At 62.7% G+C, this 26,427-nt stretch carries 24 protein-coding genes; 7 read left to right on the top strand and 17 right to left on the bottom strand.

Annotated elements, in window-relative coordinates; genetic code table 11:
- Positions 1–23: 23 nt before the first annotated feature.
- On the top strand, positions 24–956 hold the full coding sequence (locus tag AC56LH_RS07010; RefSeq protein ID WP_499645149.1) for a beta-1,6-N-acetylglucosaminyltransferase: 933 nt from the start codon (positions 24–26) through the stop codon (positions 954–956).
- Between the two features lie 15 nt (positions 957–971).
- Positions 972–1,871 (top strand): glycosyltransferase family 32 protein, encoded by a 900-nt coding sequence (locus AC56LH_RS07005; RefSeq protein WP_499645147.1) that lies wholly within the window; start codon positions 972–974, stop codon positions 1,869–1,871.
- A gap of 19 nt (positions 1,872–1,890) precedes the next feature.
- On the opposite strand, the gene AC56LH_RS07000 is transcribed toward AC56LH_RS07005, so the two are convergent.
- From AC56LH_RS07000 to AC56LH_RS06945, 12 genes are all read right to left on the bottom strand, one after another.
- On the bottom strand, positions 1,891–2,751 hold the full coding sequence (locus AC56LH_RS07000; RefSeq protein WP_499645145.1) for a glycosyltransferase: 861 nt from the start codon (positions 2,749–2,751) through the stop codon (positions 1,891–1,893).
- 61 nt (positions 2,752–2,812) lie between these two features.
- Positions 2,813–4,237 carry an MOP flippase family protein gene (locus AC56LH_RS06995; RefSeq protein ID WP_499645143.1) on the bottom strand — a complete coding sequence of 475 codons (1,425 nt, stop codon included), beginning with the start codon at positions 4,235–4,237 and terminating at the stop codon, positions 2,813–2,815.
- Between the two features lie 8 nt (positions 4,238–4,245).
- Positions 4,246–5,163 (bottom strand): hypothetical protein, encoded by a 918-nt coding sequence (locus tag AC56LH_RS06990; RefSeq protein WP_499645141.1) that lies wholly within the window; start codon positions 5,161–5,163, stop codon positions 4,246–4,248.
- 20 nt (positions 5,164–5,183) lie between these two features.
- Positions 5,184–6,389 (bottom strand): glycosyltransferase family 4 protein, encoded by a 1,206-nt coding sequence (locus tag AC56LH_RS06985; RefSeq protein WP_499645139.1) that lies wholly within the window; start codon positions 6,387–6,389, stop codon positions 5,184–5,186.
- Positions 6,386–7,840 carry an O-antigen ligase family protein gene (locus tag AC56LH_RS06980; protein ID WP_499645137.1) on the bottom strand — a complete coding sequence of 485 codons (1,455 nt, stop codon included), beginning with the start codon at positions 7,838–7,840 and terminating at the stop codon, positions 6,386–6,388. Before AC56LH_RS06980 ends, AC56LH_RS06985 begins: the two co-directional genes overlap by 4 nt.
- A gap of 33 nt (positions 7,841–7,873) precedes the next feature.
- Complete coding sequence (locus AC56LH_RS06975; RefSeq protein ID WP_499645135.1) at positions 7,874–8,947, bottom strand: glycosyltransferase family 2 protein; 1,074 nt, start codon at positions 8,945–8,947, stop codon at positions 7,874–7,876.
- Complete coding sequence (locus tag AC56LH_RS06970; RefSeq protein WP_499645133.1) at positions 8,934–9,890, bottom strand: beta-1,6-N-acetylglucosaminyltransferase; 957 nt, start codon at positions 9,888–9,890, stop codon at positions 8,934–8,936. Before AC56LH_RS06970 ends, AC56LH_RS06975 begins: the two co-directional genes overlap by 14 nt.
- 107 nt (positions 9,891–9,997) lie before the next feature.
- The gene (gene epsG, locus AC56LH_RS06965) at positions 9,998–10,885 is read right to left on the bottom strand and encodes a chain length determinant protein tyrosine kinase EpsG (RefSeq protein ID WP_499645131.1); all 888 of its coding nucleotides are present in this window, start codon (positions 10,883–10,885) and stop codon (positions 9,998–10,000) included.
- A 39-nt stretch (positions 10,886–10,924) separates the two neighbouring features.
- Positions 10,925–12,349, bottom strand: coding sequence for a chain length determinant protein EpsF (epsF, locus tag AC56LH_RS06960; RefSeq protein ID WP_499645129.1), 1,425 nt, complete (start codon positions 12,347–12,349; stop codon positions 10,925–10,927).
- Between the two features lie 70 nt (positions 12,350–12,419).
- Complete coding sequence (gene epsE / locus AC56LH_RS06955) at positions 12,420–13,208, bottom strand: polysaccharide export protein EpsE (protein ID WP_499645127.1); 789 nt, start codon at positions 13,206–13,208, stop codon at positions 12,420–12,422.
- 102 nt (positions 13,209–13,310) lie between these two features.
- On the bottom strand, positions 13,311–14,471 hold the full coding sequence (epsL, locus tag AC56LH_RS06950; RefSeq protein ID WP_499645125.1) for an XrtB/PEP-CTERM-associated polysaccharide biosynthesis outer membrane protein EpsL: 1,161 nt from the start codon (positions 14,469–14,471) through the stop codon (positions 13,311–13,313).
- 359 nt (positions 14,472–14,830) lie between these two features.
- Positions 14,831–16,333: an undecaprenyl-phosphate glucose phosphotransferase gene (locus AC56LH_RS06945; protein WP_499645123.1), complete on the bottom strand. Its 1,503-nt coding sequence runs from the start codon at positions 16,331–16,333 to the stop codon at positions 14,831–14,833.
- Between the two features lie 33 nt (positions 16,334–16,366).
- On the opposite strand from AC56LH_RS06945, the gene AC56LH_RS06940 reads away from it, so the two are divergent.
- The 4 genes from AC56LH_RS06940 (at position 16,367) to AC56LH_RS06925 (ending at position 20,766) form a co-directional block, all read left to right on the top strand.
- The gene (locus AC56LH_RS06940) at positions 16,367–16,624 is read left to right on the top strand and encodes a hypothetical protein (protein ID WP_499645121.1); all 258 of its coding nucleotides are present in this window, start codon (positions 16,367–16,369) and stop codon (positions 16,622–16,624) included.
- A 464-nt stretch (positions 16,625–17,088) separates the two neighbouring features.
- Positions 17,089–17,643 carry a dihydrofolate reductase gene (locus AC56LH_RS06935; RefSeq protein WP_499645120.1) on the top strand — a complete coding sequence of 185 codons (555 nt, stop codon included), beginning with the start codon at positions 17,089–17,091 and terminating at the stop codon, positions 17,641–17,643.
- Complete coding sequence (locus AC56LH_RS06930; protein ID WP_499645118.1) at positions 17,640–18,275, top strand: DUF4337 domain-containing protein; 636 nt, start codon at positions 17,640–17,642, stop codon at positions 18,273–18,275. The genes AC56LH_RS06935 and AC56LH_RS06930 overlap by 4 nt, the downstream gene beginning before the upstream one ends.
- 232 nt (positions 18,276–18,507) lie before the next feature.
- Entirely contained in the window at positions 18,508–20,766 is a 2,259-nt protein-coding gene (locus AC56LH_RS06925) for an Orn/Lys/Arg family decarboxylase (RefSeq protein ID WP_482898597.1), read from the top strand.
- Positions 20,767–20,850: 84 nt separating this feature from the next.
- Here AC56LH_RS06925 and AC56LH_RS06920 read toward each other — a convergent pair whose 3' ends face one another.
- The 5 genes from AC56LH_RS06920 to AC56LH_RS06900 form a co-directional block, all read right to left on the bottom strand.
- Positions 20,851–22,353 carry an alpha/beta hydrolase family protein gene (locus AC56LH_RS06920; RefSeq protein ID WP_499645116.1) on the bottom strand — a complete coding sequence of 501 codons (1,503 nt, stop codon included), beginning with the start codon at positions 22,351–22,353 and terminating at the stop codon, positions 20,851–20,853.
- A gap of 257 nt (positions 22,354–22,610) precedes the next feature.
- Positions 22,611–23,177 (bottom strand): dCTP deaminase, encoded by a 567-nt coding sequence (gene dcd / locus AC56LH_RS06915; protein WP_367608655.1) that lies wholly within the window; start codon positions 23,175–23,177, stop codon positions 22,611–22,613.
- An 82-nt stretch (positions 23,178–23,259) separates the two neighbouring features.
- A complete protein-coding gene (locus AC56LH_RS06910) occupies positions 23,260–24,069 on the bottom strand; it encodes an alpha/beta hydrolase (RefSeq protein WP_499645115.1) in 810 nt (269 codons plus the stop codon).
- A gap of 75 nt (positions 24,070–24,144) precedes the next feature.
- Positions 24,145–25,077, bottom strand: a complete 933-nt coding sequence (locus AC56LH_RS06905; protein WP_499645113.1) for a dioxygenase family protein — start codon at positions 25,075–25,077, stop codon at positions 24,145–24,147.
- Entirely contained in the window at positions 25,074–25,616 is a 543-nt protein-coding gene (locus AC56LH_RS06900; protein ID WP_499645111.1) for a Spy/CpxP family protein refolding chaperone, read from the bottom strand. The genes AC56LH_RS06905 and AC56LH_RS06900 overlap by 4 nt, the downstream gene beginning before the upstream one ends.
- A gap of 123 nt (positions 25,617–25,739) precedes the next feature.
- Between AC56LH_RS06900 and AC56LH_RS06895 the strand changes: the two genes are divergently transcribed.
- The gene (locus AC56LH_RS06895; protein WP_499577891.1) at positions 25,740–26,426 is read left to right on the top strand and encodes a response regulator transcription factor; all 687 of its coding nucleotides are present in this window, start codon (positions 25,740–25,742) and stop codon (positions 26,424–26,426) included.
- Position 26,427 lies beyond the last annotated feature (1 nt).

Raw genomic sequence — 26,427 nt, 5'->3', positions numbered from 1 at the left:
TCGCGCTTTCACCGGAGACCGAATTGATCGCATATTTACTGCTGGCGCATGGCAACCCCGCCCACCTTCAACGGTTGATCGCGCGCCTGCGCTCGGACGGGACGACATTCTTCATCCACGTTGACGCGAAAGCCGACGCGCGCGCCTTCGCCCATCTGGGCGCAGCCGATGTGACGCTGGTGCCTGCGCCCGTTGCCGTGCACTGGGGCGACTTCTCCCAGGTGGAAGCAATCCTGCTGTTGATGAAAACCGCGCTGGCGGCAGGCGGTTTCACCCGCTTCGTCCTGCTCAGCGGCGTCGATTATCCGCTGTGGCCGACAGCGTCGATCAACGCCTTCTTCGCCGCGCAGCCCGACGCCGAATACATCAACCTCGTCGCGATGCCCTGCGCCGCTGCCGGCAAACCGCTGGCGCGCCTGACCTCGTACACGCTGCGCCCGACCTTGTCTCCTCTGCACCGCTTGCTGCTGCGCGTGCTGCTCAAAGCCCGCATCATCCCGCGTCAGCGCGATCTCCAGCCTGCACTGGGGGCATTGAAGCCGTACGGCGGCTCCACCTGGTGGGCGCTGACGCGTGGCGCCTGCACCTACCTCGTCGATTATGTGGCGCGCAATCCGCGGCTGGTGCGCTTTTTCAAGGGCACCCAATACGCGGACGAGACGTTCCTGCACACGATTCTGGGAAACTCGCCGTTCATGGCGAACGTCAGGCGCAACCTGACCTATACCGACTGGAGCGCAGGTGGCGCCAGCCCGGCGAATATGTCGGCCAGCCACATCGACTACTTCCGCACCAACACGCAATTTGGCGCCGGCGATGTCTACGGCAGCGGACCGATGATCTTCGCGCGCAAATTCATTGACAGCGACGCTGCGCTGTTGCAGGCCATGGATGCGCAGCTGTCGCACGGCGCGCACGGCCGATCCACCATTGAAGCACACGACAACGGCAACTGAAGGCAGACGAACGGCATGGCAAAAGATTTGTTGAACACGACTTCGGCACCAGCGGGCCGCGGTGAAAAATACGCGCTTCCCGTCGTCGCCATGGGTAACGCGATTCCAAAGCAGATCCATCAATGCTTTTTCGGTGCGCGCACATTTACCGACGAGCTGGCGAACAATGTGGCGTTCATCAAGACGCTCAATCCGGGCTGGACACACACCCGGTACGACGAGCCCATGATGAAGCAGTTTATTCTGGAAAATTATGGCGCCACGATCCTGCGCTATTACGAGCGGATCAATCCAAATTATGGCGCGGCGCGCGCTGACCTGTTCCGCTACCTGCTGCTGTACAAAGTCGGCGGCGCCTATCTCGACATCAAGAGCACGATGACGCGTCCGTTCGATGACTTCATCACGCCGTCGGACCGGTATTTATTGGGGCAATGGGACGATCCGGATAACCTGGACCGTCTTGGCTGGGGCATGCATAGAGAAATCGCGCACATCGACAAGGGCGAGTATCAGCAATGGCACATCATCTGCGTGCCGGGCCACCCATTCCTGCGCGCTGTGATCCTGTCCGTGCTGGCCAATATCGACCGCTATCTGCCATGGAAAAATGACACGGGCGCGCATGGCACCTTCCGGCTGACCGGGCCCGTCGCGTACACACTGGCCATTCATCCGTTGACCGCGACGCAGCCCTACCGGCTCATCGACAGCCGCGACAGTGGCCTCGTGTATTCGATCCTGAACCAGCGCAGCCACGCCAAGCTGTTCACATCGCATTACTACCGGCTGACCGAATCGATCGTCACGCTGAACACATTCTGGACCGTCGTCGGCCGGCTGCGGCATTTCAGGCAGCAAACGAAAGCGCTGATCAAGCGCCAGGTGAAAAAACTGATCGGCCGCCCGACCTGACGCGCGGCATCGACCCGCGCTAGCGGATCGAGCTGTCCAGCGACATCCTGAATTTGCCGGCCCTGATCTTGCGCAGCGCGAATTTGGCATGCTTTGAACCCAGCATCACGCCCAAATCCCGGAGCGTCAGCCGGATCTGGTCGTAACCCGCCAGTGAATAGAGCATGCCGGCGAGATCGCCGCGCTGACAATGCTTCTGATAAAACAGGTGGGCCGCGCGGATGATTTTTTCCGACGACTTCTTGGTGATCCGCTCGAACTCGTGCGAAATATCCATGATGTAGGTGTTGGCCTGAATGCTGTAGGCCGGGCCACCTGTCTTGATCAGCCGCACCCACATATCCCAGTCCTGCCACGCCGGCATGGCGGGGTCGAAACGACCCGCATCCTTCATGCGCTGCGGCGTCGTGAATACCTGATTGCCGACAGCGTTCGATTGCACGATCTGCTCGGCCGATACCGACGCTTCTGTGTCCCACAGGGCGACGTTGTCGCCGGCATTGACGATGCGGCGGTCGAACAGGCACGAGAAACGCACGCCCTTCTCCTGCTGGCGACGCCATTCAGCCAGAAAGGTGGCGAGTCGGTGCGGCAGAAAAATATCGTCGTCATCCAGACCGGTGATGAATTCGCCCTGCGCCACGTCGATCGCCTGATTGCGCGCCGCACAGGCGCCGACCGACGTGTCATTGTGAATCAGCGAGATCGAGATGTTCTCAATCAGCCCGTTCACATAGTCGCACGTGCCATCATCCGAACCGTCGGAGACAACAATGAGTTCAATGGGCCGGTGCGTCTGCGACAGGACGGAATTGACGGCGCGCTTCAACAGATCAAGGCGGTTCTTGGTGGGGATATAAACGGTAATCAGGTTTTCCATATGAACGTCGTCGATCTCGATAAAGTGTAACAGCGCGGGACTGGCAGCATGCCGGGCATACTCACCCGGTCTTCATGCCAATCATTTGTTTGCAGCTCTGCACCACTGCTTTCGAAAACATCATGATCAACCCCCCGTAGATCACGGCGCCGGTCACGGTGACCGTGATCAGGATCGTCTGCGGTGCGTAGCCGCCGTTCGACAGCACGTTAAACAACGGATAAATGACTGCGACCATCACCCCGGAGAACATCACGGGCTGCCAGATCACGCGCAGCAAGGCGGCCAGGCTCGTATGCAATTCCCGCGTGGCGTAATAGAAATGCGGAAGCCCGTTGAGGATATTGGCAATCAGGTAGCAGGCAGCCACGCCCTGGATACCCCAGTTCACACCGATGAAGAAGCTGCCGACCTGCAGGACCGAGCCCAGCAAGCCCAGCCGCATCATCAGATCGGTGCGTCCGGTCGACATGAACACCGACCCGGTCGTGGAAATCAGCGATTGCAGGAAGCCGACCGGCGCCAGCCAGGCCAGCACGATCGGCACCTGCGCCCACTGCTTGCCCAATGCGATCGCCACGAACGGCTCGCGCAACACCCACAGACCGGCCATCATGGGCGCGGTCAGCGTGGCGATCATCGCCAAAGCACGGAAATACAGCTGCGCCATCTTGTCACGCTCGGCCTGCTGCCGGCTCATGACGGGGAACAGGGCCCGGCCGGCGACATAGCTCATGCTCTGCAGCGGGAACATCATCACTTTGTAGGCCTGGCCGTAGATACCCAGCTGCACCGAGCCCAAAACACGGCCGATCACCATGCTGTCGGCATTGCGCGCGAAAAAGTTGATGAAGTTAAAACCGGTCAGATTGCCACTGAATCCCCACAGCGATCGCAGTTCGGACGCGCTCCAGACCTTCTTCGGGCGCCACGGACTTGCCAGCCACAATTGCGTGGACGAGCACAGCGCCGATATCACGGAGTTCCACACCAGGCTGTACACGCCGTAGCCAAGCAGGGCCAGCGTGATCGCGACCGTCAGTCCGATGACCGACGACACGATCTCGATGCGCGCCAGCGTCTTGAAACCGGACCGGCGTTCGACCAGCGACTGGTGGACGGCGCTCGCGCTGGTGATCGGAAACACGATCGACAGCAGGCACAGCACCGGTGCCAGCCGGTCGATACGGAAGTAAGCGGCCAGAAATGGTGACGCAAGCACGAGCGCCAGCGTCAGGAACAGGCCCATCGCCATGTTCAGCCAGAACACGGTGCTCGTGGTCTGGTCGGTCAGGTTCTCTTTCTGCACCACGGCGGCGCCGGTGCCCATATCGCGCAGCAGGAACGCGAAATTGGTGGCGACGGTGGCCATCGCCAGCAAGCCGTATTCGGACGGCGGCAGCAGCCTGGACAGGATGGTCAGGGAAATGAGCTGCAAGATGATTCTTGAAGCCTGCGACAGCGTCAGCCATCGCGCGTTGGACATTGCAGACATCAGGTGGTGGTTCTTTCCGCAGTAAAGCCGTAGGCGCCGATCATGGCCCGGATCTGGTTATCGTTCATCATGGCGCCCAGGTTGTCTTTCCATAGTGCGACCTCCTGAGTGCCTTCCCAGCAATGGATTTCTCGTTGATGCGGCACCCGCTTGAAGGTCGCGCCACGCGCCCGCGCCATCCACCAGAACCAGATATCGTCACCGCGGGGACAATATGTGGTGAAGGCGTCGACATTCAGCACCTCTGGCCCGAAGACATTCGGCGGATACAGCACGCCGCCAATGCCGGTCGGGAAATTCAACCGGCTGGATGTGCGATCGTCGGTCTCGAACTCCCATTCGTTGTAAGGAACGGGCAGCCCGGTGCCGTCGAGCTTCACGCGGTGCATGCGGTGGGCGATCACCTCGAGCTTGTGCGGATCGCGCGCCTGCACCAGCTGCTCCAGCCAGTCAGGCCAGTAATGGACGTCGTCGTCCGCAATCACGATCGGCGCGTTGCAGCCCTGCTGCAATAGCGGGATCATCTTCTTGTACGACCTCAGGTCGTCGCAGGGGATGATTTCCAGCCCGGCCGCGCGCAGGCTGGTGACAGCCGGCGGCAGCGCTGCCATGTCGGCACGCGCGATCCACAGAATGATGCGATCGGCCACATGCGACTGTGACAGCAAGGATTTCAGTGTCAGGTGCAAGGTGCCAAAGCGTGGCGGATAGGAGGTCAGCGACACGATGACACCACTGCCGGATCGCCTGGCGCGCGCATAGCGCCGGCCGTGCTTCAGCCAGTGCAGTTCGAGTTCGGTGTGCAGCGCCAGCATCTTCAGTCGCCAGCGCAGCTTGAGGTAGATATCTCTTGTCCAGCTAATCATGAATCGTGTTCTCGGAGTGCCAAAAAGTGCGGTCGTGAGCGGGCGGGCCATCTGGCCAGCGCGCCTGCGCGTCAAGCCGTGGACTGGCGTATCAGTTGCGCCAGTTTCGCCGCTTCGGTGTCGACAGCGTGGCGCGCCAGCACGCGCCCGTGGCCGGCCGCCCCCATCGCCTCGAGCTCGGCTGGCGACGCCGCCAGGCACGCCTCCAGCGCAGCAGCCAGTGCGTCCACGTCGCCCGCCGGGAACAGCCAGCCCGTCTCGCCCTGGCGTACCAGTTCGGGAATGCCGGCGATATAGGTGGTCAGTACCGGACGGCGCAATGCCATCGCTTCCATGACCACGACCGGCAAACCTTCGGCAAAGCTCGGCAAGACCATGGCGCGCGCCGCCAGCATTTCTTCGCGCACCTGGTCGCCGTTGATCCAACCGGTAATGCTGATGTGGCTGCCCAGATTGTTCGCGGCAATCAGCGCCTCGATCTCGGGACGCATTTCACCGTCGCCGGCCAGCACCAGATGGATCGGGATCCCTTTGGCGACCACGGCCTGCACCGCGCGCACCAGCAGCATCTGGCCCTTCTGTTCACACAGGCGGCCCACGCACACCAGGCGCGGTGCGGCGGGACTTGGTCGCGGCGCTACTGCGTGAAAGCTTCGGTCGATGCCGCAATGAACCACCTGCACCTTGGCCCAGTCCGCGTAGGCGGCCCAGCGGAACAACTGGCTGCGGCCGAACGAGCTGACAGCGACCACGAAGGCCGAACGGCGGATCTTCTCGCCCAGCCACAACAGTTCGGGCTTGTCGAATTCTTCCGGGCCGTGCACGGTGAAGCTGTAGGCCGGACCGCCAAGCATGTTCGCCAGCATCGCCACTTCGGTCGAATTGGTCCCGAAGTGCGCGTGCAGATGGCGCGCGCCATGCGCCGCCATCCACGGCACGATCCTGCAAGCCTCGGCCAGATAGATCAGGTGCAGCGGCAACGGGCGATCGGCGCGCAGGCCGATCTTGCAGGCCAGGCCCAGGGCCCTGGCAAACCGGACCGGGCGCTTGATGGCCATGCGCAGCACGTCCAGCGCCATGGCGAGCGCGCCATCCTGCAGCACGTAGCGCGTCAGGCCGCGCTCACGCACATCGTCCTCGTCGCGCAGCTCGTCCTTCCAGCCGCGCACGGCCAGGCGCTGCACCTTGTAGCCCTGGCGCTCGAGCGCCAGGATTTCGCGCCGGATGAAACTGTGACTGATTTTGGGGTACTGGTTCACCAGGTACGCGATGTTCATACTTTTCCTTCATGATTACCGGGCAGACCGGACTTGCCGCTGCCGTTGCCGGTGCGGTGGCGTGCAGCGCCGGTCCTGGCCGTGGTTGCCTTGCTACTTGCGTGCAGATTCACCAGCGCGCATGCACCGCCGACCGCGAACCACAGGTACCAGTTGAAAACCAGGTAACGGAACATATTGTCCGAAAACGACACGATCAGGTACTGGATCACGATGGCCAGCATCAGGAACCCGGAGACGGGATCGATACGGGCCAGCGTGCGCAGCGTGCCCAGGACGCGGGCGTACAGCCACAGGTAGCACAGAACACCAACGATGCCCATCTCGAACAGGAACTGCACATACACGTTGTGGGCGTCCCACCGCACCGTGCGGTCGGCCGGGAAGAAGGTCGCAACGTGGTACCCGAACCCGTCGAGGCCATAGCCAAGGAGCAGGCGCGACGTTTCCATCCAGCCGATCGCCGATTCCCACAGCAGCACGCGCCAGGCAAACGAATTGAGCTGCGCATTGCGCATGACTTCATTGCCCTGCCCCAGATCCATCAGGCGTTCGTTCACCGCCGGCACGAACAGCAGCAGCGGCAACAGAAACAAGTACAGCAGGTAGCTGCGCTTGAACAGCAGCGCATACAGCACGAACACCAGGAAGCACGCCAGCCAGGCACTGCGGGTCTGTGTCAGCAACAGCTGCAGCATCAGTACCGGCATGTAGAGGCACACGGCCACGCGCGCACGGGGCGTGATGTTGTACAGCGGGCTCTTGAGCATGTACAGGCCCAGCACCAGCACCAGTGTCAGGTAGAACGCCAGCACATTGGGATGGGAGAACGTCGACTGCAGGCGAAAACTGCCGTCGCGCATGTGCAGCGCGATATCGACGAGCGCATACAGCGTGGGCAGCAGCGACGAATACAGCACCAGGCGAATCGCCTTGTTGAAGTCGTCGTTCGAGCGCACCATATAGATCGCGATGATGAAGATCGCGAAGTTCGACAACATGCCCAGATACATCTTCAGCGCATTAGTCTTTTCATACGACAGCACCAGGCCCACGCTCATCATCACGAGGAACGGCAGCCAGTAGCGCGCCAGTTTGCCAGGAAATTCCCGCGGCTTTTCCATCACCATCATGCAGGCGATGATGATCACGAACAGGTTGATCAAGCCGCCGATACCCATGCGAACGCTGCCGATCCCGAACTGGGTCGATTCCAGCACCATGTCGCCGACCGACCGGAACAGCAGGATCAGCATCACGAGCTTCTTATAGTCGTAGATCAGCAGCACGCCCAGCAGCAGCAAGGCGGGCAAGGCCGCAAGACGGCCGAACTGATAACCCATGCTGTCACCGAACATGGGAATCACGGCGCCTACCGCCAGGCTGATAACGACCAGGGCCAGAATGGTCCAGGTCGGGACGCCGAAGGGCTGCCTCAGCCAGTCAAGCATGCGTACTGATCGGTTCAACATTCCCTGCTACCACTAGACCAGTTGAGGCGCGACGCGGATGCGGCGCTTGCCAGGATAACGGCGCACGAGCCAGCCACGTACTGCGTGCCACTCGCCGGTTTCGGTGATATCGCCCGAACGGAAGCGGTTGTAGCGCCACAGCAGCGAGGCCCAGTTACGGGTCGAAATCGCCTTGCGATAGCGCAGCTCCCGTTCGATTTCGGGCGATGCCCCGAACACCTTGCGCACGCTGTGCGCCATTTTCTCGAATTCGGCATCGAAGTTGCGCTTGCCACCGACGTCCATCAGGATGCCGCCGTGGTTGCAGAACGGCGCCGGATCGAACCACGGCAAGTTGTGCATCGTGCAGAACGAACGCGTCAGCGAACGCGAAATCGCCAGCGAGACTTCCATCTGTTCGGTGAAGCTGGTGATGCTGACGTTCTTGCCGTGCCACCGGTACTTGAGCAGTTTCTGCGGCAGATTCGTCACCTTGCCCAGGATCGCCAGCTGGCCGAACAGGAAGTAATCTTCCGCCAGCGACGGCACATCGATGCGCTCGTTCTCGGGCAGGATTTTCAGGATGTCGATTCCGTAGCGCACGCCCATTTTCTGGACCGGGTCGAACCGCAAGGTCGACGCCGGATGCGACACCGGATTGCGAAACAGGCTGGCTGCACCGATGCGGGCCGTGCCCACGGGCAGGCGCAGATCGTCGAGCTTGTTACCGGCGGCGTCGATGACGTCCGCCTGACCACTGACCACGATGCATTCCGGCTGCGCTTCGAAGGCGGCCAGCGTCAACGCCATGCGGTCCGGCAGGCAGATATCATCGGCATCGTGGCGCATGATGAACTCGCAGTCGGCGATGTCGATGCCGCAATTCAAGAGGCCGGACAAGCCCTTGGCCTGCGGGAACGAATGCACCTCGATCCGCGGATCGCGCGCATGGTAGGCCTGGGCCATTTCAACGCTGCCATCGGTCGAGCCGTGATCGAGCACCAGGAGGCGCCAGTCGGTGTAGGTCTGCGCAATGACGCTGTCGATGGCTTCCGCCAGGTAGTCCTTGCCGTTTTTCACAGGCAGTAAAATATCAATTCGGGCCATTCTGTACCTTAGTTAGAGCTGATTCTTCGTCGCCAAACGCGCACGGCTGGCGCTGCGCCGCCATGGCGTCGATCGTATCGAGCAGGGGCGTTGATGCGGCGGAAAACTTGCGCGCAAACAGCACTTCGCGCCGCTCGCCGGGGCTGTTCTTGTACGCCGATGCGCGCACGCCAGGTCCCTGGAACTGCGGCAGATAACTGGCGTCGAGCATGTCGGGACCCGTCTTGCCGGGCGTCCAGCGGGTGAACGTCAGGCTGTGGCTGATGTTCGACTGGAACCGCGAATTCCACAGGATGTACTGGAAATAGAATTCATCCGGACAATCGACCAGCTTGCAGTAGCGGTACACCTGCGGCTCGCGCGCCGTCACGTCCAGCACATGCCGCACGGCGGCGTCCGTCAGGCACCACCACTGCGAACCGGTGACCAAATCGCCCGTCAACACCTTGCGGTAGTCGCGTGGCGGCAACACCCGATTCAGGAAATGCTGCAGCGGCCAGCGATAGCGCCCCAGTGGTTTGCTTTTGCGGATCGAGACGCGCGAGATGCGCTCGAGCGTCTTGCCGTAGGTCGTGTCGGGCAGTGCAAATGTCTCGATGAACTCGGTCTCGCGATGGGCCTCGAGAAACGCTGCGATATACGCCGGCGTCTGCAGCGGATAGCAGGCGCCGCTGAGCAAAACGTGACGGTCGAAGCGGCCCGGTTCGGCCGTCGCGATCTTCATCAGTTCCAGCGTCGCCTTCACCAGCGAGATATCGCCCCAGGCGCCATTCACACGGCGCTTGCAGAACGTCACGCTGTGCGCGAGTCCGGCAAACGCGTTCAGATCGGCCTTGGCGTCGATGTGGACAAAGAATGCCACGCCGGGCGCGGCCAGGCGCTCGACCAGGCGCTGCAGATGCGCCGGCTGATCGTGCGCGAGGATCAGGTACGCGATACGCACGCTCAACCCTGCACCATGCCCGTCACGGCGCAGCCCGACACGGGATGCATCAATGCCAGCGGGCGCAGGCGGCGGTTCATCAGGCGGCTGGTCGTCATCATCATCGATCAGTACTCGTTGAGCACCGTACCCACCAGATGCACGCGCGCGTCGGTCAACAGGTCCACCAGATCGCGCATTTTCTTGAAGTGGCTATGGTTCTTGTGCGCCACCATGACGGCAGCGCCAGCGCGGCTTGCAACCACCTGGGCATCGGGATACTCGGCGCCGGCCGGGGTATCGATCAGGATCACGTCGTAATCGGCGCCCAGTTCGCGCAGCAGCTTGCCGAACGCCGGCGAGCCCAGCAGTTCGGACGGATTCGGCGGCAGTGCACCGGCAGTCAGGACAGACAGGTCAACCAGCGCCGGTACACGCTGGATCGCCTCGTGCCCGCTGCGCCCGGCCAGCACGCCCGACAGCCCGGCGCGGTTTTCAAGGCCGAACAGCGCGTGCTGGCGCGGCGCGCGCAGGTCGGCATCGATCAGCAAGGTGCGCTGGTGCTGCTGCGAAAACACGACGGCCAGATTGGCTGCCAGGAAGCTGCGGCCGTCGCCCGATTCGGCGCTGGTGATGGCCAGGGCACGGCGCTCGTCGCCCGTTTCGAACCAGCGCCACAGCAACTGGTTGCGCAGCGCGCGCAGCGATTCGACGCGCGCGGTGAACGGCTCGTAGGCGGCAACGACTTCGTCGCTGATGGCGCTCTGGCCGGCCAGCAGGTACGGGTAATCGTACTGGCGCGACAGGGCCAGCTCGATGTCGGCAGCGGTCAGGATGCCCATCTCGACAGCGGCGTCGCCGAAGCGCAGTTTGCGGTCGATCGAGAAACGCATCACCTTGTCGGCATCGGCCACAGACAGGCGTCCGTTACGGATCAGGATGGCACCGATCGAGTCGTCCGACCCGGTGCGGGCGGCGTTGTCCGTCAAAGCGACGGCCGGGGAAGTGGAATTCATCGTAGACGCTCCATGCTGGTCAATATGCTGATGCGCCATTTAGGTCGGCCGCGTCAGGTTGCCGGTGCGCTTGGCGCCAGGCGACTTGGGAAAGGACTGGTTCTTTCTGGATGCCACACGTGGCTTCTGGATCACGCCCAGCATCGGCAGGCCGAACGCTTCGGTCAGATGCGACGCCGAACGGATGCGCTGGTCCAGCAGTTCCAGCACCAGGACGGCGCCCAGACCCAGAATGGTACCCGCGATGATTGCCAGCACGATGTTCAGCGACACGCGCGGACCGGCCGGCTGCAACGGTGGCGTGGCCTCGCTCAGCACGGCGATATCGGCCTGCTTGGACTCGCCTTCCAGGCTGATCGTGTTCAGGCGCTGACTGGCCGATTCGTAGGCGCGACGGGCGTTTTCCGCCTCATTGCTGAGCAGGTTGAATTCGTCACGGGCGCCGTTCAGGGATTGCACGCGGTCTTTTTGCGCTGCCAGGGCGGCGCGCAGCTCGCCTTCGCGGCGCTCGCTGATGTCGGCCGAGGCCACCACGCTGCTGGACGAAGTGCGCTTTTGCTGTTCCAGATTCGAGCGCAGCTTGGCCACTTCGGACTCGGCCGCCTTGTATTGCGGGTGGTTCGACGCCAGGCGCTGCGAGATGTCGGCAAACTTGGCTTCGGCCAGCGACAGGCTCGTTTGCAGGGTCTGCACCACCGGGTTGTTCATGACGTCGGGCGAGCTGCCGGAGTTACCCTGCGCCTGGCTGCGGCGCGAGGCAGCGTCCATGCTCTGGCTCTGCACGACCACCAGCTGGCTCGACAGCTCGTTCAGGCGCGCTGTTTCGACGTCCAGGCGGTTGTCCGCACTGTAGATGTTGTTGTCCTTCTGGTACTTGGACAGGCGCGACTGCGCCAGCTCATAACGGTTGCGCAGGGTCTTGATCTGGGCCGTGATATAGCTGCTGGCGCGCTGCACCGGATCGGTCTTGAGCTGGACACTGACGTCGAGGTAGGCGTTGGCGAACGCATTGGCCGCCTTCGACACGAATTGCGGGTCCGAGCCACGGAAGTTAATCGTCAGCACGCTGCTCTCGCGCGCCGGCACCACGTCCACATTGCCGCGCAGCGAATCGGCGAGCCACTCGCGCAGCGTGCCACCATTGCCGCCGGTAGCATTCTGGAAGCGCGCCTGCGCGTCCGGCGCGTTGGCCAGACCCAGGTCGTCGACGACTTTCAGCGCCACGCTCTTGCTCTTGATGATGTCGACCTGGGTCGCAATATAGCCGGGCATCAGCTGCGCTGGTGCGCTCAGGCCGGTGACCGGATCGACGCCCTTGTAATTGACGACCATCGACACGGTGGCGACGTATTTTTTCGGCTGCATCATGCTGAAGACGACGGCGGCGAGCACCGTCACGCCGAGCGCGAGCAGCACGATCTTGTAGCGTGCGCGCAAGGCGAGCAACAACAGGCTTGGGTTCATGGTTGGCTTTCAATAAAGTGCAATGGCGTGCGCACGTGCGGCGCTCGCTGGACAGGGCGACGGCGCACCGTCAGAACAGGCTTTCCTTGACGTACACGACGTCATCGGGCAGAAGCAGATCGTCGCCCTTCACATTGATGACCTGCAGCTTGCCGCTCGCGTCGCGGCGCTTGATGCGCAGGCCGCGTTCGGTACCGCGCGCCGTCAGACCGCCGCCGGCCGAGAGGCCCTGCAACACCGTCATCTGACGCTCCAGGCGCAGCATGCCCGGGCGCTGCACTTCGCCATAGATATAAAAGCGCGGTGCGCGCTCGACGAAGATGACGTCGCCACCCTGCAGATCGTAATTGCCCGCCATGTCGGCAGTGCGCATCAGCTCGGCCGTATCCAACTGGTCCTTGACGACCTTGCCGTTACGCGTGCGCACCACGGTGACAATGTCGCCACCGTTGGTGTCGATGCCACCGGCCAGTGCCAGCATGTCCAGCACGCTGCGGCGACCGTCAATTGCATAGCGCCCTGCTTTTTTGACCTGGCCCAGCACGGATACCTGCTGGCTCGTCAGCGCTGTGATCAACAGATTGACCTGCGGTTTTTTCACGAAGTTGCCGCGCTCGAGCATGCTGGCGATTTTCGCTTCTGCCGCCGCGCTCGACAGACCGGCGACAGCAACCTGGCCGACCAGCGGCATGGTGATGAAGCCCGATTCGCTGACGCGGGTCTCCACGGCCAGATCGGGATTACCGAATACCGAGATCTTGACGACGTCTCCGCCGCCGAGCACCAGCTCTTCGGCGTGCGCGCTCCCCATGCTCCATGCCAGCAAGACGGCGAAGATACCAAGCAAGATTTGTTTCATGTTAAGTTCATTCCATTCGCAAAGTGTCGATAGTGCAATTCAGATCGTTCGTTGGTGTCTGCAACAGCTGGAAACGACGGTGAAACTCGTTGGTACAGTGACTCAATTAAATTGCAACGTGGCGTTGATGGAGCCGCCATTTGCCTTGTAGCTATTGGTGCCTGCGGCGAGGCTGCCCGAGCGCTGCTCCTGGAATGCCCGCGCCTTGATGGTGATATTACGCAGCGGCTTGTAGACGAGTGCGACTGACTTCGTGTCGCGGCTGTCGCTGGCCAGATCGGCGGCGACGACCGGCACGGCGGCGCCACCGAACGGCTTGAATTCGCGCTCTTCGCGCCGCACGTCCACCTCGGCCTGGATCTTTGACGTGAACTCCCACGTCACGAGCGCACTGGCGCCGTTGGCCAGCGCACTGCCGATCAGCGCGCCGTCGATGGCCGCAAATTCGCGCCAGGCCTGGCCGGTAACCTTGACGCGTCCCGCCGGCGTGTAATTGACGATCAGCCGTGCATTGGTCCCGCTGTCATCGCGCGTCGATTGGCCCATCTGCTTGCGCTGCACCCAGCCGCCCAGAAACAGCAGTTGCGTGCTCCCCGTTGCCAGCCACAGGACGTTGAGTTTCGCTTCGTCCTGGTCATAGCCGTTGATCAGCGTGCCCGTGTTGCCTGCCGTCAGCCAGTTCGGATACTTGCCTTCCAGCCGGCGCAGTTGGAAACCAGCCGTGCTGCCGCTGCGTGCCAGATAGTCAAACCCCGCTACCCATGAATCCTCGGTCCGGTCGCTGGCGCGTTGCGACGCCAGTTCGTAGGCGTACTCTTCTTTCGAGACCTCGCCACGCAACTGCCAGCTCGGGTGAAATCGCCACCGGCCGTCTGCGTACTGCTTCTTGCTGACCCGCAGGTTGCGCTGGACGACGTCGAAATCCGCAAATGACGCCAGCTCTTGCCGGTAATAACCGCCAATGTGTCCGTCGAAATGCGATGCGACAAACCAGTGCCAGTCAGCGCGCAGGTCCTTGCGGAGATAGTCCAGCTGGCTGTTGCGGTCAAATTTCACCGACGAAAAATCGGCAAACGCCGTGATCACTTGACGACTGACGGGGCGCTCGAAGCGCACACCACCACCGGCACTCCGGTAGGTGTCGCCGCGCGCCGCCGAGCGCGTTGCTTCGTCGCTCGACGCACGGAACAGGTTGTCGTCATGTTCGACGCCAGCACTGACAAATGGCTGCAGCGTGCCGGACAGCGCAGGCGTGCTGGACAAGGAACACACGAGCGCCACGCACCCCGCTGCGGTCAGCTTCAGGCACAGACGGCTGGCCGGCAGCCGGCTTGCCGACCGCGCAGCGCTGGAGCCAACATGACGTTCGCAGGTTCGCAGTAAGTACAAGAAGAATCCCATCCCAGATAATATTTATTCACGCTTCTTCCCGCCCGCTTGCAACACATGCACGCCGTACACTTTTTAATCAGCGTAATCAAGACAGCGTGGCCGTAGCGGGCAAACATGTCTTTTTATCAGGATAAGTTGCAATTCTACTACATCACGCCATGAGCACGCGTTCGTTACGTGCGCTGGCAACAGCGTCTCGGACAGCGACGGGGCAGCGCACTGCCCGGGTGTCAATACGCGGTCTTGTGGAACCAGACCGAAAATGCCGTCATGATGAGAATCTTCATGTCGAGCATCAGCGACCAGTGCTCGATATAGTGCAGATCGTGCTCGACGCGGCGCTGCATTTTGTCCAGCGTATCGGTCTCACCCCGGAAACCATTCACCTGCGCCCAGCCGGTGATACCCGGCTTGACGTTGTGGCGGGCGTAATATTCCGAAATGATGGCGCCAAATTCCAGGTTGTGCTTGATCGCATGAGGCCGAGGACCGACGATCGACATATGGCCGAACAGCACGTTGAACAGCTGCGGCAGTTCGTCCAGGCTGCTGCGGCGCAGGAAGCTGCCGACACGCGTGACCCGGCTGTCAAAGCGCGTTGCCTGCTTGACTTCGGCGCTGGCGCAGTCATCGAACTTCATCGAGCGGAACTTCCAGACTTCGAATTCATGGTTGTTGAAGCCATGGCGCCGCTGCTTGAAGATCACCGGACCCGGGCTATCGAACTTGATCGCAAGCGCAATGATGGCGAGTACCGGGCTGACCAGTGCGAGCAGGATACTGGAGATGACAAGATCTTCGGCCCGCTTGAGACGCCCCATCTGCTCGCCGACGCGGCTGTTGGCGATGGTCAGGACTGGCACGCCTGCCAGGCGCTCCATATTAATGGATGGGAATTGCCAGACAACGTTGTTCGGCACCAGGTCGATCCTGACCGGCACGGTGCGCAGTTTTGTGAGCAAGGCTTCGACCCGTTCCGTTGCCAGCCAGGGTAGCGCTACCACGACACGGTCAACAGGGTTGGCGCGAATGTAATCGAGCATCGTGCAGGTAGAACCAAGCATGTGCTTGCGCAGCGTGGCCGGAATGCCCCGTTCGACGCGGTCGTCGAACACACCCAGCACCCGGATGTTTGCGTTTCCGCTGCGCTTGATCGCATTGACGATCAACTCGGCGCGCTCATTGGCGCCGACGATGATGATCGACTCGTCGAGCATGTTCGCCATGCGCGCACGGTAGATCAGGCGTGTCAGGATGAGGCGATTCGCCAGCAGCAGGACAAACCAGGCGCAGGCACTGGTGGCGACCCAGACGCGCGAATACTCCGACAACGTGCCGGACAGGTAGCCAACGATGGTAATCAGGGAAAGACCGCCAAAAAAGCCCAGACCCAGCTTGCTCAGGAGCGAATTGAGCGACAGGATTTCGCGCTCGCGATACGCCTGCGCGCAGTGCAGCGACACGATGATGACGAGCGTGCTCAGGTAGATGAAAAGGTGACCGGCCGTGCTCAGCCTGGCGTCTAGGCCGAAGCGCACATAGAAGCCGCCGAAACCTGCCAGCAGCAGGACAGCGACATCGGAGATCTTGAGCAGGTTGATGAAGAATGGCAGCCAGTATCTGGCAGACGACTGCGCACTGCCCTTTTTCAGCAGCGAACCAAGTTCAGCCGCGTCCAGAGACGGATGTTTATCGCGTTTGCCGACAGTGGCAGCAGGGTCGAAGTTATTCATCGTGACAGATCCAATCATCATGAATTGAATAAGGTGCGCAACATTCTTCCGGCAGGCGCGCCGTCGTGCGAGCATCATCGCGAACGCTTGAAGCCACGATCGAAGCGTGCCCGGCCAAGCGCGCAGCCTGTGCTGCCGTTACCGGATACCGCCTCCATGCATGCCATGGCGCTGGATCTGCCTACCTCATCCAATTGTTTGCTGCAGCGCCGCGAAACGCGTACCACTTCAAAAGAGAAAAATGCAACCGACTACATCAAGAAATTATGCAAAAAACTTTGCATCATTTGATGCACATCAATAACATAACTAGACTATATGCTAATTGAGCTTCAAAGTCATTAGTTTTTGACGCGTCGCAGCAAAATATTTAAATAACAACTTGCAATGCAACTTCTTCGAATGCAAGGACTTCAATTCCCGCGCTTTGCGTCATCGACAGGCGCGGCTACGTCACAGATCGGGACGGGTCTCGCAGCATTCGTCACCCGCATCAGACTGGCTGCGACCTTACCCCGGCCACATGGAGACAGTACATACTGCTTACTTTTTATTACTGTTTTCAACGGTACCGCGAACCGCCATTGTCTGACGCACATGACAAACAGCTCGACAGTGCTGCACTCGCATACCGCGCATTGATCTGTTGTCAGTACGGCGCATACCGCGTGATTTGGTGCGCCGGGCGTCGATAAACCGTATAAATATTGGTATCATGCAAGGTCTCGATTCCCCAGCCAACACAGGACCTCCCGATGTCAGTTCCCAACGCCGCGACCGCCGCGCCCCCTGCCATGACCGCGCAGTTGACCATGGTGGTAGCCGTCGACCGTGACAATGGGATCGGCATCGACAACCGCATGCCGTGGCACCTGCCGCAGGATCTGGCGCACTTCAAGCGCGTTACGCTCGGCAAACCGGTGATCATGGGTCGCAAGACATTCGACTCGATTGGCCGTCCATTGCCCGGCCGGCGCAATCTCGTCATTACCCGCAACGCCGACTGGTCGCACGAAGGCGCCGAGCGTGCCGGATCGCTGGCAGCGGCGCTCGCGCTGCTGGACGGCGCGCCGGCCAGCATCATCGGCGGCGCGCAGATCTTCGAGGCGGCCATGGATCTGGCCGATGCCATGATCGTCACGCACATCGATCACCGCTTTACCTGCGACACCTTCTTCCCGCCGATCGACCCGGCGCTGTGGCAGGAAACTGCACGCGACCCGCAGCACCGGCCGCAGGCTGCCGGGGAACCGGGGTTCGACTACGCCTACGTCACGTACCAACGCCGCGCCGGCAAGGACACACCATGAGCAACGCACATCGCCCCACGGGTTCGCGCGGCGGCGACGGTTTTGCCGGGCGCATCGCGGTCCTGATCGCGGTGCTGGCCACTGTGGGCACGCTGTTTGCGTTCCTGGGCACGTCGTCCCACAACGACGCCAGCCTGTTCAAGACCACCGCTGCGATGGAAAAAACCAGCGCGGCCAACGCCTGGGCCCATTACCAGGCCAAGTCGAGCCGCCAGAACCTGGCCGAACTGGCGGCCACCCTGCCCGGCGTCGACACTGGTCGCTATACCATGGACGTCGAGCGCTATCGCGTCGAAAAAGAGGTCATCCGCAAGGAAGCAGAGCGCTGGGAAGCCTCATCGCGCGACTGGAACAAACGCTCCGAAGAAGCGCTGCACCGTCAGCGCCAGTGGGCCGCAGCATCGGTGGCGCAGCAGATTGCAATTTCACTGGCTGCGATCACGCTGCTGGCGCGCCGCACGTGGCTCTTGACGCTGACCGGCGCTGTCGCCACGTTTGGCATCACGCTGGGCCTGTTTGCCTTTTTGGAAGGCAGCACCACCGCGTTGTCGCCCGTTCCGCTGGGCGCGGCGCTGGCCGCCGCGCTGCTGACCGAAGGGTGCCGGCGCGCCGGGCGCCGCCTCGATAGCTAAGGTGCGACACTGATCGGCGCGAATGGGTAGTCTTGCCGGTGAGCTCGCTGGTAAGCCAGCTGGCAAACAAGTTGCCACGTAAGTTGACAAAAAAACCTGCACCGGAACCCGCAATTTCTGCGAAAATCCGCTACTCATTTTCTACGGTGCCGTGCGCGGCGGCCCTGCCCCATTTCGGAATGATCCGGACTGGCGCGGCTGCTGCCCACGGCGCTTCGCTTTGGAGCTGTCCATGAAATTTCGTTTCCCCATCGTCATCATCGACGAGGACTTCCGCTCGGAGAACACCTCCGGCCTTGGCATTCGCGCCCTCGCGGCGGCGATGGAACAAGAAGGCATGGAGGTCGTTGGCGTGACCAGCTATGGCGACCTGTCCCAGTTCGCCCAGCAGCAGTCGCGCGCATCGGCATTCGTGCTGTCGATCGATGACGAGGAATTCGGCAGCGGCTCGCTCGAAGACACCGATTCGGCACTGGTCGGCCTGCGCGCCTTCGTCAAGGAAATCCGCCACAAGAACGCGGACATCCCGATCTATATCTACGGCGAAACGCGCACCAGCCGCCACATCCCGAACGATGTGCTGAAAGAACTGCACGGCTTCATTCACATGTTCGAAGACACGCCCGAATTCGTCGCGCGTCACATCATCCGCGAAGCCAAGGCGTATCTGGACAGCCTGGCGCCGCCATTCTTCCGCGCGCTGGTCAACTACGCGTACGACGGTTCGTACTCGTGGCACTGCCCCGGCCACTCGGGCGGCGTCGCCTTCCTGAAGTCGCCGATCGGCCAGATGTTCCACCAGTTCTTCGGCGAAAACATGCTGCGCGCCGACGTCTGCAACGCGGTCGAAGAACTCGGCCAGCTGCTGGATCACACCGGTCCGATCGCCAAGTCCGAACGCAATGCCGCGCGCATCTATGGCGCCGACCATTGCTACTTCGTGACCAACGGCACCTCGACCTCGAACAAGATGGTGTGGCACTCGACCGTCGCACCGGGCGACATCGTCGTCGTCGACCGCAACTGCCACAAGTCGATCCTGCACTCGATCATCATGTGCGGCGCGATTCCCGTGTTCCTGATGCCGACCCGGAACAACCTGGGCATCATCGGCCCGATTCCGCTGTCCGAGTTTACGCCCGAATCGATCGCCCGCAAGATCGAAGCCAATCCGTTCGCGCGCGAAGCCGTCAACAAGAAGCCACGCATCCTGACCATCACCCAGTCGACCTACGATGGCGTGGTCTACAACGTCGAGACGCTGCGCGAAATGCTCGACGGTAAAATCGACACGCTGCACTTCGACGAAGCGTGGCTGCCGCATGCGACGTTCCACGACTTCTACAAGAATATGCACGCGATCGGCCAGAACCGTCCGCGCGCGAAAGAGTCGATGATCTTCTCGACCCAGTCCACGCACAAACTGCTGGCCGGCCTGTCGCAGGCCTCGCAGGTGCTGGTGCGCGAATCGCAGTCGGTCAAGCTCGACCAGGATGCGTTCAATGAAGCGTACCTGATGCACACCTCGACTTCGCCGCAGTATTCGATCATCGCGTCGTGCGACGTCGCTGCCGCCATGATGGAAGCGCCGGGCGGGACCGCCCTGGTCGAAGAATCGATCCTGGAAGCGCTGGACTTCCGCCGCGCGATGAAGAAGGTCGATGCAGACTTCGGCGACGACTGGTGGTTCCAGGTCTGGGGTCCGGACAAGTTCTCGGAAGAAGGCATCGGCACCCAGGACGACTGGATGATCCGCGCCGAAGAATCGTGGCACGGTTTCGGCAACCTGGCCCCGGGCTTCAATATGCTCGACCCGATCAAGGCGACCATCGTCACCCCGGGTCTGAACCTGTCGGGTCAGTTCGGCGAGACCGGTATCCCGGCCTCGATCGTCACCAAGTACCTGGCCGAGCACGGCGTCATCATCGAGAAGTGCGGCCTGTACTCGTTCTTCATCATGTTCACGATCGGCATCACCAAGGGCCGCTGGAACACGCTGGTCACGGCGCTGCAGCAGTTCAAGGACGATTACGACCGCAACGCGCAGATGTGGCGCGCGATGCCGCAGTTCGCCGCGGCCAATCCGCGCTACGAAATGCATGGCCTGCGCGACCTGTGCACCGAGATCCACACGTTCTACAAGTCGCACGACGTGGCACGCCTGACGACCGAAATGTACCTGTCGGACATGATCCCGGCGATGAAGCCATCGGACGCATTCGCGCACATGGCACACCGCAAGATCGAGCGCGTGGCGATCGACGAACTCGAAGGCCGCATCACCGCGATCCTGCTCACGCCTTACCCGCCGGGCATTCCGCTGTTGATCCCGGGCGAGCGCTTCAACCGCACGATCGTGGATTACCTGCGCTTTGCACGTGACTTCAACGAGCGCTTCCCGGGCTTCGAGACCGACGTGCACGGCCTTGTCAAGCGTGAAGTCGATGGCAAGCGTGGCTACTTCGTCGACTGCGTGCGCCAGGACGACTGATCCAGCAGGCTGCGCGCCCTCCCGCGCGCAGATTACTGACAACGCCAGCCAACCGGCTGGCGTTGTTGCATCAAGCGTATATGCTCAGCGCGGCGCGCACTGCGGCAACGTTGCCCGCGTGGCCAGCAACGCACGGCTGTCGTCCACCGACGGCGTGTTGTCGCTGAATTTGCAGCCGTACTGCGGATCGGCGACGATGGCCGGCGTCAGCACGTCGTCGCCCTCGGGCTTGACGCCCTGCTGCTCCCATTTGACCATCGCATCAAAGGCGGACGCCTGTTCGGCGATCGTGAAGTCGCAGTGGGCGATCCCGCGGATGGCGCGCTGGACCAGCAGGTTCGACGTGCCGAGCGCATCGGCGCGGCGCTTGTAGATCTGCTCCATCTTGAACGGCACGTACAGGTCGCCCAGCGTATGGATGGTCACCACCGGCACGGTGATCCGCGCGTTCGTATTCGGCACCCAGCGCAAACCATCGCGGCGCAGCCGGTTGGCGCCAGGCGTGGCAGGCACGCGGAAGATGCTCGCATTGTAGGCGACCTCGTCGGCGCTGATGCCCGGGTCGGCATCGAGCTGGAAAAAGATATCGCTCGTGGTCACGACGTCATCAAGGAGGACGCCCTGCATCTTGCCGTCGCGGCCGAACGTGCCCCAGACCGTGGCCTGGTACGCGCTGGCATACGCATAGTCGAACAGTGGACGGGTACCGCCGCTGAGGCTGGCAACGATCTGCTTGAGCCGCAGGCCCTGCGCGGTCGGCACGGCCGGCGCTGTGGGCGTACTGCCGCCCGGGAAGCTCGAGAACATCTTCGCCCGCACCTGCGGGCCGACGGTGGCCCAGTCGGCCGGCGGCCAGCGCGTGGCCGGCATGCCGGCTTCCACCATGGCTGCGGTCTGGTAAGCCGCGAAGTAATCGTACAGCTCCGTGTCACCCAGTACGCCGCACATCGGCACCGCACCGTGGTAGCGGATCTTGTTGATGGCCGTCTCGATGTTTTCTTCGTCCACCGCGGCCGCCGTGACATGGCCGCCCATCGAATTGCCAATGATGTAGGTTTTGGTTGGCGCTGCCAGCGTGCGGCCGTTCTTGCCGGCGATATCGCGGAAGGCCAGCGCTAGCGCGTTGGTGTCTTCGACGCCCGCGCGCACGTCATAGTAGTTGGTGCTGTAGCTCGATGCGGCCCACGCATAGCCCTGGCTGACCAGGTGGCGACGGATCGCCGGCGGCGCCACTTCCAGCACCGGGCCCGTGCCGCCGTAGCCGTGGGCGTACATGACCAGCATGCCGTTCCAGTTCTTCGGCACTTCGATCTGGTAACCCGCCTTGTTCAGCACGCCCCACCAGCGGTCGGTCGCCGGGGCATTGGCCATGGCGGCAAATGGCAAGTTGCTTTCGATGACGGCATAGGTACGCCCATCCTGCGGGCGCAGGGGTTCGGGCTGAATGGCAACCGGCGGCGTGGTTGCCGGCGGCGGCGGGCCGTCATCGTCACCGCCACAGGCAGACAGCGCCAGGACGGCGATCAGTGACGGTACTACCCGCGCCGCGATGCGGCGGGACGTGCAGGGTGCAAGCTGCGTTTTCATCAACACGGTCTCCATGATTTTAGTTTTGCACAGCGAAACCAAAAATCACTGTGTGATTTATTGTAGATCGAAACCGTGTGCGCAGGCGTGCCGGGTCGCGCGGGGTGTTGTCAGGCAGATGGGGGGATGCAGCTTGGCGGTGCTGGAGCGGCAGTGCAGGCCTGACAGGGTGTCAGGCCGGTAGTCGTCTGGGCCAGTCTGGCCGCCCTGCGGCGGTCACACTGCCCCGAATGAATGCGGAACGGTCTTGCAGTTACTCAGGTCTTTGGCAGTGTCACGCCGCTCTGGCCCTGGTATTTGCCACCGCGGTCCTTGTACGACGTTTCGCAGACTTCATCGCTTTCGAAGAACAGTACCTGCGCGCAGCCTTCGCCGGCGTAGATCTTGGCTGGCAGCGGCGTCGTGTTCGAGAACTCGAGCGTGACGTAGCCTTCCCATTCCGGCTCGAACGGCGTGACATTGACGATGATGCCGCAGCGCGCGTAGGTCGATTTGCCCAGGCAGATCGTCAGCACATTGCGCGGGATGCGGAAGTATTCGATCGTGCGCGCCAGCGCGAACGAGTTCGGCGGGATGATGCAGACGTCGCTCTTGATGTCGACGAACGAGTTCGAATCGAAATTCTTCGGGTCGACGATCGTGCTGTTGATGTTGGTGAAGACCTTGAATTCATCGGCGCAGCGGATGTCGTAGCCGTAGGACGAGGTGCCGAACGAGATGATCCGGCGGCCATCCTGCTCGCGCACCTGCTGCGGCTCGAATGGCTCGATCATGCCAGTGCTTTGCGCCATGCGGCGGATCCAGTTGTCGCTCTTGATAGTCATTTTTTGGGTTTCCAGCAGGGAGAAAATCACGCGATTTTACGCGAAAAGGCGCTGGCCGTGAGGCCTGATGATGATTGATTTGCTACCCGTTCGCCTTGGCGCCGCCGAGCAGGCGCGTGATCATCGCGTGGACCAGGCCCGCCGTCTCGGCCGGTTTTTCAAGCGGATACAGATGGCCGCCTTCGATCATGACCAGGTGCTCGCCCACCAGCTTGCGCGTGGGCCCGAGCCCTGCCCGCCGCATCTCTTCGGACACCGTGCCGGCAATGAAACCCACCGGCACCGGAAACGGTGCACGGATCACGGCGCCCATGTGATGCGGCAGCGTCTGGTAAATGGCCGATTCGACGTCGCGCCGGAAACGCAGCGTGACGCCGTCGGGATGCGGTGCCAAGCCATGCTCCATGTAGTCGTCGAGCGCGCCCGGCGCCCAGGCCTGGAAGATCGACTTGGCGTGAAAATGGCGGTAGGCGGCGTCACGGTCCGGCCAGTGCTCTCGCCGTTTGTACGAAAAGCGCGCCGGTGACAGACGAGCGCCCCACCCCGCCAGCTTGACCAGGCGCCAGGCCAGTGCGCGCCACCCGGCCACCACGGGCGAATCGAGCATCACGACGCAGCGCGCCAGATCGGGCCGGCGCCGCGCCGCCATCGTGCACAGCGCGCCACCGAGCGAATGGCCAACGAGGATCGCCGGCTGGCCATAGGTGTCGAGATGCGCGATCAGCTCGTCCACCAGCGTGTTCCAGCCGTCGCCGACCGGATAGCGCGGATCGTGGCCGTGCATGTCGAGCGTGCGCACGTCGTAATGCCCGGCGAGCTCGGTCAGCAGGCGGTTGTAGGTGCCCGCCGGGTAGCTGTTCCCGTGGGCGAAGTGCAGCAGCGGTTTGGACATGGACAGGAGCGGTAGCCGGATTCAGCGGCCCATTGTAATGGCGTGGACCGTCCACTGCCGGTCTTTGGAGCGCGTTTAGATGTTTACACCTACTGTCAGCGTCGCGCTGTAGCCCTGGCTGGCCGTGCCCGTGACGCTGGCCATCTGCAGCGCGGTGCCGTCGCTGAAGACGTTATCCAGCGCAAAGCTCATGCGCGCCAGGTTGCTCACGCTGCTCGCGTAACCGCTGCTGGTGTAGGCCTCATTGGCGATCGCTAGCGGGAACGTGAACTGCGACGTCCTGATGCGGTTGGCTGCATTGGTCGCCTTGGCCAGCGTCGGGTACACCTCGACGTGCACGTGCGGCATGCGCCCGTCGTAGCAGCCGGGGAAGATGGTGGTGAACGTGACATAGCCGTCGCTGTCGGCCTCCTGTACGCCGCGCAGGTAGTTCTCGCCCGCGATGCCACTGGTGTACATCGAGTAGCCCCCTTCGCGCGTGCAGTGCCACAGGTAGACCGCGGCGCCGGCGGCGGCCGCGCAACCCTGCGCGACGTTCTCGATCTTCAGGCGGATCGTCAGCGGCACACCGGCCGCGATGCCGCTGGCGCTGGCCACACTGGCCCGCAGATCGCTGCGCACGATGCCGGACAGGATCAACGCGTTGGCCACCCCGTTGGCATTGCGGTTGGTGCCGTCGCCCGGGTAGGGGCCGCCGGTTTCTTCGGGAATCACCGAGCAGACGGCGCTGCCGCTGGTCGTGCTGGCGGCGCCCAGCGTCGTGGTCGAGCTCGAGAAACCGAAACCATCGTCGGCGCTGCTGCCACTGCCGCCGCAGCCGGCCAGCGGCAAGACGGCACTGCCCGCGCCGGCAAGCAGCCAGCACAGCGACTGGCGCCGCGTGGCGGTGCGGGTCAGCATGCGGGCAAGGTCGGCGCCCAGGCCCAGGTGGTGGTCGGCGTCGTGGTCATGGCCGGCGTCATGGCCGGCGTCTTGGCCAGCCTCGTGATGATGGCATGCTGCTTTCATTTCCGGCTGTCTCCACGATGGCTATTATGTCGTTCAGCATCGGCCTTGCGGCCCATGCCGCGCGGCGCGTCGAGCTGCGCACGCTGCTCCGGCGTGAGCACTGCCTTGAGCATCGCGCGTGTCTGCAGGCGCAGCAGTTCCTGGTCGGCGATCGCCTGGCCCAGCGCCTGCGCGGCGGCGGATGCGGCGGTCCCGTCAAATTCGGGCGCACGTGCCACCGCGCGCAGCGCGTCGTCGGCCCTGCGTTCGGCAAGGTCCAGTGCGCGGTGCCGGGGCGCCTGGCCGTGCAGGATCGTGAAGATGCGTTCGTTCTGCGCATCGCTCAGATTCAGGCCGCGCAGGAATGGCGGCGTGCCGAACGGACCCGGTTCGCCGTCGCGCTCGTGCAGTTGACCGAACGGCGGGCCGCCGTATTCAGGGCCGTCCGGTGGCGGCATCGGCTGGGCCAGGACGGCGGGCGTGGCCAGCAGGCAGACGGAGAACGCGGTCGCGGCGCGCAATCCGCTCAGTGTGGGACGCGGGGAAGCTGGTCGTGTCATCGTGGACCTCTCGTGTGATGGAAGCGGCGATTGTGTGGCGGCCGCGTGTAAAGCGCGTCTAAGCCAGGTAAATCCGGGTAAAGCAGCGCAGACGGGGCGGACCTGCTGCGCTATCCTGTCGCCATGAACAACGTTTTACTCATCGACGACGACGTCGAACTGGTCGGCATGTTCGCCGAATACCTGGAACAGGAAGGCTTTCCCGTCACCTGCGTGCACAATGGCGAAGACGGCGCGCGCGCGGCGCTGGCCGGTGGCTACGCCATCGCGATCCTCGATGTGATGATGCCCGGCGCGGGCGGCATCGAGGCGCTGCGCCAGATCCGCGCCGGCAGCCGCATGCCGGTGCTGATGCTCACCGCGCGCGGCGACGATGCCGACCGCATCCTGGGCCTCGAACTGGGCGCCGACGATTACGTGGCCAAGCCTTGCACGCCACGCGAACTGACGGCGCGGGTGCGCGCCATCCTGCGCCGCACGCAGGCCGTGCCCGAGAGCGGCCCCGGCGTCGTGCTCAGCGTCGGCAAGCTGACCATGCTGCCCGAGCAGCGCCGCGCCACCTGGGACGGCCAGCCTCTCGACCTGACCAGCACCGAATTCAACCTGCTCGAAGTCCTGGCCCGCAATGCCGGCCGTCCGGTCAGCAAGAACGATTTGTCCGAACAGGGCCTGGGTCGGCCGCTGGCGCGGTTCGATCGCAATATCGACGTCCACCTGAGCAGTCTGCGGCACAAGCTGGGGCCGTTGTCCGACGGCCGCTCGTGCCTCCAGACGATTTACCGTCAGGGCTACCAGCTGATCAAGGACTAGC

Source organism: Telluria sp. LT1R51-2 (genome assembly GCF_059685775.1).
Note: the sequence above shows the minus strand (reverse complement) of the source record. Positions and strands in the feature narration are given on the sequence as shown.